General features: G+C 54.1%; 9 protein-coding genes. 5 read left to right on the top strand and 4 right to left on the bottom strand.

What is annotated here, in order from left to right:
- Positions 1–555: 555 nt before the first annotated feature.
- From prsK to MRX98_RS20610, 4 genes are all read left to right on the top strand, one after another.
- Positions 556–2,667, top strand: a complete 2,112-nt coding sequence (gene prsK, locus MRX98_RS20595) for an XrtA/PEP-CTERM system histidine kinase PrsK (protein WP_246914632.1) — start codon at positions 556–558, stop codon at positions 2,665–2,667.
- 357 nt (positions 2,668–3,024) lie between these two features.
- Positions 3,025–3,744 carry a PEP-CTERM sorting domain-containing protein gene (locus MRX98_RS20600; RefSeq protein ID WP_246914633.1) on the top strand — a complete coding sequence of 240 codons (720 nt, stop codon included), beginning with the start codon at positions 3,025–3,027 and terminating at the stop codon, positions 3,742–3,744.
- Between the two features lie 528 nt (positions 3,745–4,272).
- Positions 4,273–4,839: a PEP-CTERM sorting domain-containing protein gene (locus tag MRX98_RS20605; RefSeq protein WP_246914634.1), complete on the top strand. Its 567-nt coding sequence runs from the start codon at positions 4,273–4,275 to the stop codon at positions 4,837–4,839.
- Between the two features lie 481 nt (positions 4,840–5,320).
- The gene (locus MRX98_RS20610; protein WP_246914636.1) at positions 5,321–5,848 is read left to right on the top strand and encodes a PEP-CTERM sorting domain-containing protein; all 528 of its coding nucleotides are present in this window, start codon (positions 5,321–5,323) and stop codon (positions 5,846–5,848) included.
- 344 nt (positions 5,849–6,192) lie between these two features.
- On the opposite strand, the gene prsR is transcribed toward MRX98_RS20610, so the two are convergent.
- Entirely contained in the window at positions 6,193–7,560 is a 1,368-nt protein-coding gene (gene prsR, locus MRX98_RS20615) for a PEP-CTERM-box response regulator transcription factor (RefSeq protein WP_246914638.1), read from the bottom strand.
- Positions 7,561–8,323: 763 nt separating this feature from the next.
- Between prsR and MRX98_RS20620 the strand changes: the two genes are divergently transcribed.
- Positions 8,324–9,043, top strand: coding sequence for a PEP-CTERM sorting domain-containing protein (locus tag MRX98_RS20620; RefSeq protein WP_246914640.1), 720 nt, complete (start codon positions 8,324–8,326; stop codon positions 9,041–9,043).
- A 489-nt stretch (positions 9,044–9,532) separates the two neighbouring features.
- Here the strand turns inward: MRX98_RS20620 and MRX98_RS20625 are convergent, their stop codons facing one another.
- The 3 genes from MRX98_RS20625 to MRX98_RS20635 all read right to left on the bottom strand — a co-directional run bounded on the left by MRX98_RS20625 (position 9,533) and on the right by MRX98_RS20635 (position 12,209).
- Positions 9,533–10,039 (bottom strand): MBL fold metallo-hydrolase, encoded by a 507-nt coding sequence (locus MRX98_RS20625; protein WP_246914642.1) that lies wholly within the window; start codon positions 10,037–10,039, stop codon positions 9,533–9,535.
- Positions 10,040–10,098: 59 nt separating this feature from the next.
- Positions 10,099–10,674, bottom strand: a complete 576-nt coding sequence (locus MRX98_RS20630) for a hypothetical protein (protein WP_246914644.1) — start codon at positions 10,672–10,674, stop codon at positions 10,099–10,101.
- A gap of 242 nt (positions 10,675–10,916) precedes the next feature.
- Entirely contained in the window at positions 10,917–12,209 is a 1,293-nt protein-coding gene (locus tag MRX98_RS20635; RefSeq protein WP_246914645.1) for a hypothetical protein, read from the bottom strand.
- Positions 12,210–12,247 lie beyond the last annotated feature (38 nt).

The following is a 12,247-nucleotide window of genomic DNA, read 5'->3' on the forward strand; positions in this document are numbered from 1 at the left end:
ATCAAGACCCTGCGGATCGTTTTATTGCAGCATCCGCTATCGTTTATGGATTGACCTTAATAACCGCAGACCAAAACCTGATTCAGGGCGCTACCGACTATTCGGTTCTTCCCAACGAGCCCTGAAAAATGTCATCATGGCCCTTTACCGCATCTCCCAATCTTTCTCCCGTCAGAATCCATCTCAAAATACCGTAGGGTGGATCAAGCGAAGCGGATCCACCATCCATCACCCCCCAACAACCAACAACACCCCCCCACTCACTCACTCACACCAACCAACCACATTCAACCCCCAACCCCCAACCAACAACCCCCAACCAACACCCCCATCATCCACCTTGATCCCAACCCCCAACAATGCTACCAACAAATCACATTCAATCCGTTCGGTTTCTGGCCGTTCGGAAAACCCATCATTTGTTGATTTTAACCATGGTGGATCCGCTTCGCTTGATCCACCCTACGCCTACGCCGTGATCCACCCAACGGCATGGGGAAACAGCGCTCCCGGGCACCTTCATTACCACAACCCCTTGGATCCGGACGACCGCCCATGCTCATCGCTTTCCTGTACGCCATCCATTTCCTGCTACTGCTGTCCTGTGTCATCGCCCCGGGACTAAAACGCAACGAACAGCGGGTGTCTCTCTCCCTCATCCAGGTCCTGATCGGCATGCCGCTGCTCGCCGGCCAGTACATCTATTGCGTGAACCGCCTGGCAACCCCTGCCGTATACCCCCTGCTCTTTCTCGCTGAAACTGCCTTCGCCATCTTGTGGTTGACCATGGCCTACCGCTTGTCGCGCCATTCCGAAAACGATGCAAACGAACCACTACGGGTCACCGGATTCCAAATGCTCGCAGGCCTTACCTTCATCACCATTACAATCTACTTCTGGAACAGCCCTCCCGCCGTGAAAGCCATCCAGGACAACCTCATCGCCCCCCCCTACGGGGTTATCTATTTTCACTCCCTCGCCCTGTTGCCCGCCGCCCTTGGCGCGGCTTGGCGACTTGAAATATTCTGGAGACGCCTCGCTCCAACGCTCCGTTGGACGTACAAATTCCTGGTGATAGGCAGCTTCCTCACCTGTGCGATCCTCATCTGGGCCGCCTCGTACCGACTCACCTACCAGCGCATCGCGGCCGAACACCTGACGCTATCGGCGATTTTGACCCTCACGGCATGGCTCCTGATCGCCTACGCCGTGGTCCGCCACCGTCTGCTCAACCGCAAAATATTCATATCGCGGAAAATCATCTATTCTTTCGTGGCCCCCACGATATTCGCCGCCTACCTGATCCTCCTGGGAATCATCGGATTGATCATGCGCACCTTCGGCATCCCCCTGCCCAATGTGCTCCAATGGCTTGCGCTGGCACTCGGGCTCCTGGCCATCGGACTTTTCCTGTTTTCTCAAAACCTGCGGCGCCGCGCCCATTTTTTCATCAGCACCCATTTTTATATCAACAAATACGAGTACCGTGATGAGTGGCTCGCCCTTTCCGCCCGTCTGCAACATGCCGCCACCGAACCCCAAGTGGTGATGGCATTGTACGAAGTGCTCAAAAACAGTCTCTACGCCAATCACATCACCATCTGGATCGGTGACATGGAACGCGGTTTTTCGGCAATCACGCCCTCCTCCACCAACCACCAAACATCCGAAGCATCCTTCATCGTTCCCGGAGACCCCCTGGTCGGCTACCTAACCGCCCACCCCTACCTGTACACCCAAGACAAAAGCGCAGACCCGGACGGCAAAAACCGCCGCGCCGAACTTACCGGCTTCCTGCGCCATGCCGACCTCGTTCTGCTGGCCCCCCTGCATGTGGGCGACCAATTGGTGGGCATCATCGGCCTGGGCCCCGAATTCACCGGCGGCCGCTACGGCCACGACGATTTCGACCTGCTCGCCGCACTGGGCATCCAAACCGCCTCCGCCCTCATGGCCGTGCGCATGGCCGAAAAACTGGCTGAAACCCGAGAGCGCCAAGCCTGGCACAACCTATCCGCCTTCATCCTGCACGACATCAAGAACGCCGCATCCATGCTCTCCCTGGTACGCGCCAACGCACCAGGCAACATCCACAACCCCGATTTTCAAAAAGACATGCTCGAAGCCATCGACGACGCCCTCACCCGCATGAACAAAGTGCAACAACGCCTCGACCTGCTCAAAGAAGAGATCGAACCCCAACCAACGCCTCTGAACCTGTCCGATTTTCTACAAAAATTCACCCGCCGGATCGCCAAACGCCTCACCGACATGACCATCCACCTCCAATGCCCCCCCAATACCTGGCTCAACACCGACCCCCAACTGCTCAACCGCATCCTGGAAAACCTGCTGCTCAACGCCCACGAAGCCAACACCGACACCCCAGCGCAAGTCGACATCGCCGTTGAGACCGACCCAACCCAACCCCGCATCACCATCACCATCACCGACAACGGCCCGGGCATCCCCCCCCACCTGCTCCCCGACACCCTCTTCGCCCCCCTGAAAACCACCAAACCCCACGGCAGCGGCATAGGCCTCTGGCAAGTCAAACAACTCATCACCAACCTCAACGGCTCCATCCAAGCCACCAACACCCCGGAAAACCACGCCCGCTTCACCATCCACCACCCCACCCACCCCCAACCCCCCACCCAACCGTAGGGTGGATCAAGCAAAGCGGATCCACCAACACCCCCATATCCCACCCCCAACCGTAGGGTGGATCAAGCGAAGCGGATCCACCGACCCCTCCATATCCCCCCCAAACCGTAGGGTGGATCAAGCGAAGCGGATCCACCAACCGCAAGAAATACCGTCGAAAAATCTAACAACGCTTCAACGGGAAAAAATAAAATACCGACATCATATTGTTTTAAAAAGAAAATATAGAAATGGCATATTAATTGCTGGTTTTCAGCAAACGCAAAAATACACACAATCACTCACTGCGCTCGCGAAGTACATTGACTCTGATATCGATACGAATGTGATACAAAACCCCAATTACAGGAGCTCACCGTGAAAAAAAAATTCCCATTTGTACTGATCGTCGGTATTTTGCTATTTGCATCAAGCAGCTACGGCGCCGTAATTGAATTCGGCGACGACACCATCCGTTGGCAAGGATGGGGCACCAACTACACCAATCAAGACACCGTCGGCACACCGGACATTGTAGGCGGATCCGCAGTTGTCGATAACGGAATTCTGCAAAGCATCACCTTCAACTACATAAACCTTGCCTATTACGCCAACTACACACCGGCCCTCTACGCCGGCGATCTGTTCATTGACATAAACTCCAATAACTACTGGGATTATGTCGTTACGACCGAACAGCAGGTCTATTCCTTCAGCGAAACCGAATTCGCCCTCGGCGCCTACTCGAGCATTTCAGGCAACTACATCCTCTCCCACGGCTCCACCACCGGCAATTTCATCATCCGGCGAAATCATCCCATAGCATTCAATACCCAAAGCGGCCTCGGGAAGCTCTCAGATGACCAGGCAACCGTAAGCGATTTCGATTCAAGCACCCTGAATACGCAAAACTCCTTTATTTTCCAGGATCTGAACCTCTGGGTCGGCAGCGACTTCACCATCGGCTGGACCGTCAGCTGCGCCAACGATGTCATCTACGAACGCCTCAGCGCCCCGGTCCCCGAACCCGCCATGCTCCTGCTGCTGGGCAGCGGACTGGCCGGGTTGGTGGTCGTACGGCGAAAGAAGACCGCGTAAGGCGGCACCCTTCAACCGATATCACAAATCGGGTGGATTGGTCTCGTCCCGGCCCGTCCACCCGACGATCATCATCACCCGCGCTGTTCCCCTGCCATTTATCAAAAGTGCGAGACAGTCCATTCACAGCCCACGCCCGCAACAGCGGCATGCCTCCCCTCCCAAATATTGCCTCGATGGTGGATCCGCTTCGCTTGATCCACCCTACTGTAAGCTATTCCATCAGGCATTTCGGAAAAGGATCATTTACACGGGCGATGGGTTGCCAATGGATTGGATATTATCAATGATTAATAGGCGTTAATCACAATCGACAAAATTCAGCAGCGCCTAACACCTTTATAACATCGTCGAAAAAATTTACAATCCGGGGGTGACCTCCCGATTTTAAAAACATATTAATCTATATTTCAGATACATACAATTACGGCACCATATTTGCTTGAAGGAGCTGTAAGGAAGCATTCATAGCAGCAACAGCTACCAGCACAGCAACAACTAACCATACTCGACAAAGGAGGGAACGCGATGAGGCGATTGACAGGTTTGGCGATTGGTGTATCACTGGTTTTCCTGATGGCGGCCGTGGCCGGTGCGGCAGTATTTACAGAGACTGTAAATTTCGATCAAACATATTGGGGTCATGGCACCGTTGAATGGGGGCATAACACCCCCGATGACTTCGCTGTACCCCCGGATGTGGTCAACTCGGCTACCATAGAAATTTTTGCATCCGGCCTCAACAACAACAATGATGAAATTGTCATGAATGGTCAATTTCAAGGTTATTTGCAAAATCAAACTTGGTCATGGATATGGTTTCCTTTTTGGGGGGAATATGAAGGAGATTCCTTTGATGTCGCGGACATCTTGAATACAGGTTGGGCAGAAGGCGACGTCCTTGAAGTTTCGCTGAACTACTCTGAATATTCATATTTTTTTGGGGTACCTGTTCCCAACCGCTTCAATCTTAACCGTTCGGTTTTCACCTTGGACTATGAGGCCGCTGCTGTACCTGAGCCCGCCACCCTCCTGCTCCTCGGTGCCGGCATGTTGGGCCTCGTTGGCGTCAGCCGGAAAAAATTCAGAAAATAAGTAGGCACAGGCTTCATCAGCCAAACCGCACCACGCAAGAGACCACCGGGAACCCTCCGGTGGTCTCTTGCGTGGTGAACTCCTTTACTGGCGTCCATCAAAAATAAACTGTTAAATTCGTCGACACTCTACCAGAACCAGAATCTGGACAAATTCGGCCCTACCTTTCCACATCGCCAACCAACACCATAAACCCACACCGATTCCTACCTTCCTTACCTATATCAACAAGGAAAGCTTCAAGTCCTCCCGCCCCTTGCACTGAATCCAATCCAAAAAATACATGTCGAATAGTTTTACAGCCACGCCATATCAGACCACACCACCCCTTGGCATCTTTTAAATTATATTATTATTTCAATACCTTCGTACTACGGCACGGTTAATGCGTGTGTATCATTGTGAAAAGGCGAAAACGCACATCAACTGAAACGGATCGCTCGGCGCACGAACCAAACGCACCAACAAGGAGGGCAATCCAATGAAAAAAACAACAGCAATCACGACATTGAGTCTGACATTCGTATTATTGATGTCCGTCGCGGCGAGCGCTGCGATCATAAAAGAAGAAACCGACACCGTCTATCTGTACGATTATGTATGGGGTCTCGGGTGGAACAGCTGGCAACACAACACCCCCGCTGATTTTTCCGTCCCATCGGCGGAGGTGGTCAGTGCCAACCTCACCATCTGGGCCGCGAATGTGGAGTCCGGCCCTTGGCAAAACGATTATGTATTCGTGGAAGGCCAATACCAGGGGGCACTGAACGGCTGGAGCTTCGCAACCCATTTCGACATTGCAGACACCTTCACTGTAAATTGGACTGGAGGCGATCCCTTGAATGTCGGCCTACTGTACAACGACTTTTTCCATGGGATGCTTCTAAAAAAATCCGTATTCACCTTATCCTACAGCCCTGAACCGGTTCCAGAACCCGCCACCCTGCTGCTTCTCGGCACCGGCCTGCTCGGCCTGATCGGCGTCAGCCGCAAACGGCTCCGGAAATAGTCGCTACAGACAAGACAATTCCTAAACCAAAAAGATCCCCGGAGAACAGCATCTCCGGGGATCTTTTTTAACCCCATCCCCAAATTAAAAACCATCACCCACACCACATAACATCAAAACACCGACACCACACCAACACCACACCGACACCACACCGACACCGTAGGGTGGATCAAGCGAAGCGGATCCACCAATCAGATCAAAACGGCGTTGGGTGCCGACAACGTTGGTGGATCCGCTTCGCTTGATCCACCCTACACCCTCAGCCTACACCCTACGCCCCACGCTCCCCAACCCAACCTCCAACCCCCAACCCACAACCAACCACCCACAACCAACCACCCTCAACCCTCAACCCCATGCTTCTTCAACAAATCATGCATCGTCGGCCGGCTCACCTCCAACAACTGCGCCGCTTGACTGATATTGTTCCCGCTCAACGCCAACGCCTGGCGCACCACCTTGACCTCCGCCGCATCCCGCGCCTCCCGCAGCGTCAACAGCCGGTTGTCCGCCGCGTTTGCGCCCACAACCTCCCCCAAGCCCATATCCGCAGGCCCTATGTTCCGCCCCTTGATGGTGCCCAGGGCCCTCCGGATTCGATTCTGCAGCTCGCGCACATTTCCCGGCCACTCATAAGCCTGCAGCGCCGCCATGGCCGCCGGCAGAAAACTCACCTGGCCGCGCCCAAGCGCCTTGGCCTCCTGCTGTAAAAAGTGCTGCGCCAAAAAAAGCACATCTTCCGGCCGTTCCTTCAACGCCGGCATCTCGATGGGCACCACGTTCAAACGAAAAAACAGATCTTCCCGAAAATCGCCCTCCCGCACCGCCGCCTCCAGATCCACATTGGTGGCCGCGATGATCCGAGCATCCAGTGCAATCGTCTTTTCGCCCCCCAGCCGCTCGATGGTCCCTTCCTGCAAAAACCGCAGGATCTTCACCTGCAGCGCCAGCGGCAATTCACCGATTTCATCCAGAAACAGGGTCCCCTTGTCCGCCTGCTCGAACCGCCCGATCTTGCGCCCCGCCGCACCGGTGAAAGCGCCCTTCTCGTGACCGAAAAGCTCGCTCTCCAACAAGTTCTCCGGAATCGCCCCGCAATTGATCACCACCATCGGCTTGCGGGAGCGGCCGCTCAATTCATGCACCGCCCGCGCCGCCATCTCCTTGCCCGTGCCGCTGGCGCCGGTGATCAAAACCGGATAATCGGTGCCGCTCACCTGCCGGATCGTCCCGAAAAGCGCCACCATGCTGCTCGATATCCCCAGCATCCCACAGAAAGCCCCCCCCGTTGCCTCCTGCAGTTGCATACGGCGGTTGGCCTGCTCCAACTCATGAATCGTGAAACTTCTCTCCAGCACAAACTCAAGCAACTTCAAATCAATCGGCTTGGCATAAAAATCCGCCGCCCCCAACCCCACGGCCCGCACCGCATTCTCCTGCTCAGCATTGCCGGTGATCACAATCACCTTGGTGTTCGGCGCCACAGAAGCAATCTCCCCCAACAACCGAAACCCCTCCCGAGGATCATCCGGATGCGGCGGCAACCCCAAATCCAGCATCACCACCGCAAAAGCCCCCGAAGCCACCAAAGGCCGCGCCTGCGCCGCATCCCCCGCAATACTGATATCATACGCCTCGCCAAGCCCCCACTTAATCTGCTTGGCCACCGACATCTCATCCTCAACAATCAAAAGCTTCCGACGCTTCATACCCCACCCATCGCATCAATCTCGCATCAATCGTATCAATCGTATCAATCGTAGGGTGGATCAAGCAAAGCGGATCCACCATCATGCCCGGCACACGAAGCCGTGCATACCCCATTGGTGGATCCGCTTCGCTTGATCCACCCTACAATTCGCTACAATTCGCCAAGCCAAGAATTTGGAGTAATATGGGGCGGATTATCCTGCTACCTGGGCAAGTTGCGTCATCTGAGGGTCAAAAAAGCACCGAACAATTCCACTGAGTCGAAAATCTGACCCCCGATACGCCGGGTGATCGGCCGCATGTTGAAAAATTTTCTCCGAAAATGAAAAACGCGATTAATCCAAAGTCAATTCAAACATCTCGAACCACACAGTAGTATTACATTAAGTATTCAAAAAATATAACCCTAATTACACAGTCAAAGAGGCTACAATTCGAATCAAGAAGGCCCATCAATTCCATGAATTTATAACTTCTTGAATTATTATGAAATTAAAACGTTCCCGCAAAACAGAACAGTTAATCATATTTCCGCACAATTTTTGCATAGACATTCAACAAACAAACGCTATCCAACCTTTAACATAGCTTGTTGCTCCAGCCGTTCCTATCTCAAGAACCACAAGCATTAATTTCAATTGTCATATCCTGTATGGGCACCATCCCGTACAAGCGTAGATATGTCTTGTCGTATATTTCTATCAGCACCGGATGCACTACGGGGTCTCTCGTAAACAACAAAAAAAGAAAGGAGGTTCTACGATGGACTTTCGGTTAAGACGTTTCTTATTCTCAATATTGTTGATTTTTGTATGGATTTCGGCAGCCCATGCAGCACCTGTGATTTTCACATTCGATAGTGATGCCGAAGGTTGGACGACGTGGTCCACAGTAGATAACGATGTTACTAGTATCGGTCATGAGAATGGATATGTTTATGCATATGACCTGATGCAGGGCGGAACTTGGTATTTTATGTCACCGGCTTTAAATGAGGATTGGTCCAGATTCATCGGCGGAACGATTACATGGGATCTTTATATGAATGATAAATCTCAAGATGGCCAACAAATTGGGGGAGGTCATTATTATTACGATTCGTATCCAGACGTAACATTATTGAGTAGTCAAGGAAACCCTATGGCCAGGCTTCGGGGGAATGTGGAGGATATAAGCGGCCTCGAGCAAAACGTTTGGATGAATTTCGGTATAGATTTAATCCCGAGCAATTTTGTACTATTTCCAGAATATGCAGATAGCGGTATCGATTTTTATGGTGTCATGGCCAATGTTCAGCATCTCCTGATAAGAGGGGAATATATCAATGGCTCTGATTATGCCAGACTAGGCAACGTTACGGTTACAGCACCTGTGCCGGAGCCGGCAACCATGCTGCTCCTTGGGGCTGGCTTACTCGGCCTTGCAGGGGCAAGCAGAAAGAGGTTGTTAAAAGGAAGATACAAAGCATTCTCAAAAGGGTAGAATAACATAATTATCGATTTATAGACGGGAGCCCCCTACAACGCACCAGCCAAGGAACGCGAGGGGGCTCCGCCTTCTTTCCCTCGACGTTCTTGTCCTATCTTCCCCATTTCACCATCATTTTTTGAGACCCTGCTCATATGCCACACTCAGTTGACCATTCCGTCAGATCCTATACCAATGCGAAAAAACGTGTCAATCCGTTGCAAAACCCAAGCAACCGCCACCCAACATTTCAGGCAGCGACCAACGCCGCCAAACCAGCACCATGATCCAAACACCACAACAATTGCAACCATGGCGCCATGATCCCAAACACCACAACAATTGCAACCATGGCGCCATGATCCCAAACACCATGATAATTGCAATCGTAGGGTGGATCAAGCGAAGCGGATCCACCACCGTGCCCGGCACACAAAGCCGTGCATACCCCATTGGTGGATCCGCTTCGCTTGATCCACCCTACAATCTACGATCTACTACAGTCTACTCCCCTGAAAACAGAATCGAATAGTCGTCGCGGCCACTTTCGATGCGCACAAAACAAGAGCCGAGAATATGCCCCGCCCGCCCCAGCTTGAACGAAAGACCCCGCTTCAGATCGAAAACCTGCCCATACTCAAAACCCCACGACAGCTCGTCGATCTTGCGCCCGATCCCCTCCCGCTCCGCCCGCGAAAAAGCATCGAAGCGCATCGCATCGTTCAGCATCGGCGCCAACAGCGCCTTTGTCGGGTGCGAGCAGAGTATCTCGCCTTCAAACCCCTCCGCCACCAATCGCGGCAGCAGCCCGATATGATCCACATGCGCATGGGTCAGAATGATAAAATCCAGCTCCGCAACCTTCACCGGCCACGCAGCCACATCGCAACTCCGGTCATCCCCCTGGGTCAACCCGCAATCCACAAGGATATTCACCCCCTGCAACTGCACCAGATGACACGAGCCTGTCACACACGCTGCGCCGCCCAGATGTACTACCGGATATTTCATGCGCCCATCATTTCCATACTGCACATAAAGGATTGCCTACAGAAAGAAAACTTGCCGATTCAATAAAGTGCACTGATAATGAAACAGCCACCACCACCGCCGCCACTCCCGGACTGCCCACCACCACCGCCATCTCCCGCCGCAAACACCAGCGCGACATCGTCGGCACCCTCGCTGTGCCCGAAAGCAGCCCCCAGCGCGTCCCGGTAATATCCCGCCCAATTGAACGCACCGAGCTGAAAAGCGCCTTCATCGGAAGATGTCAATCTGTAGATGATCGTCACCGTTGCGGACGGTGCCACCGGATTGTCTTGGGTAAAATCGCCCGGCGTCTCCAGGACCCAACGGTGGGGCACCGAACCGGCGTACACATCCCCAACCGCACCGGTTTCATACACATAGCCGACCCGCACCCCACCAATCATTACCGCCTCCGTGGTCACCGACAACCCCACGGGAATGTGCTCCGTGAAGAAAAAACCACGCAAATCCGCCGGCTCCAAATTGGAAAACACCACCGTAACGGTGATCGCCTCGCCCGCCGCCGCCTCCAGGGCATCAAAGGAACGATAAGCATCCGTGGCATGTGTCGAAAAAGCCGCAGCCGACCCCAAGCACAGCAGCACGCCGACCAACGCACCCATCAACCCCATCGTCCCCCTCATATTCCCCCCTCAATCAACCGTTCCCAATAACAAGACCCCACAAACCGCCTGCCACCGCAACATCGTAGGGTGGATCAAGCGCAGCGGATCCACCAATAAGATAACCACAACCTTGTGTACCGAGCACGATGGTGGATCCGCTTCGCTTGATCCACCCTACACCCCACCCCCTACACCCAACCTCCAACCCCCAACCCCCAACCCCCTACCTCCTACCCCCCATCCATATAAGCCTGAATCAAATCGATGACCTCCTGCTCCGTCGCCCGCCCCGCCTCGAACTCCTTGATCATGCGGTCGACATCCAAACGATGAACCGTCGGCCGGTCGAAATCATAAGCCACCACCTCGAAGGCACCCGGATCGATGGTGCCCACGCCTCCCGCGATGCAGCCCGTGAGCTGGCGCCTGGTATTGTTATCCTGATCCGGATCCAGCCAGGCGGCGTGCGGCGCGATCACTTCCTTGCACGCCACATAGTCCAAAGTCACCGGGTTTTCACACGCCAGAACGGTTTTCGTTTCAACGGCGCCCCCAGTGCGCGATTGATGCCCCGCCCACATCGCCGCCGTGATGTATAAAGACGGCGCGTACATCGTCCGAATGAACCGCGCCGTCAGCTCACCGGCATAATCTGCACGGCTGCGGGCATAGCTGGTGCTGTGCATATTGTAATGACCCCGGAATGTCGCATACCCGCCGTTATGGATCTCCGTGGCACCGAAAAAACTTTTCACCGCGCTGGTCACACCCGCATAATCTTCTCCACCGCTGCCGTGGTTGTTCAAGTTGGGCATGAACAACGTCTTGACCCGCCGGCCCGTGTAACCGCCGCCCCGCCAAACGCCATTTTTTACATCCACCATGCACCCCGGCGTAAGGGGCGACTCGAACACCGGGTAGGACAAATAGCTGTCGCGCCCGTGAAAAGCGAAAAAGTCACGTATCCACCCTTCACCATCACCAGGCCCAGTAATATCCGCCTGGCTGCTGACCCAACGCTTGGCCGCCACGGGCTTCCCTTCGGCCCGATATGCCGCCGCCAACGAATCCCAGTTGTGATCCGGCCAATTGCGCGTCCGATAAGCCACTGTCGCGTCGAATCCGGTTTGGTTGAGCCCCCCATATTCCTGAACATTGTCGCAGACAAAGATCTCCCCGTCGTACCCCGGCAACCGAAGAATCGCGTCGATCACCGCCTTAATGCAGCCCGTGTGGGTATACCCCTGGTAGGGCCATTGCCCGTTGCCCTTGATCACCACAAAATCATCGGCATCGATATAATTGCCCACCCCGCCCATCATCGCCCACAACCGGTCGATGTTCTCAAAGCAGTCCCCGTTGCTGACCTTGAAAACCTTCACCCGCTCGGGCACCTGTGCAATGGCCGTGGCGAACCGTTCCACGAAAAAAGGCCCCAAGGTGATGGCGCACGAGGCGATCCCGAAATGGCGCAAAAACGTGCGCCGGGTCATCCCGAACTCTTCCCAAAGCTTCTTTTCCATCAACCCCTTCCTATTTCTCCCGCACAACCGCGCCGCGC

Source organism: Desulfatitalea alkaliphila, assembly GCF_022968795.1.
In the GTDB taxonomy this organism is placed as follows: Bacteria; Desulfobacterota; Desulfobacteria; order Desulfobacterales; family Desulfosarcinaceae; genus Desulfatitalea; species Desulfatitalea alkaliphila.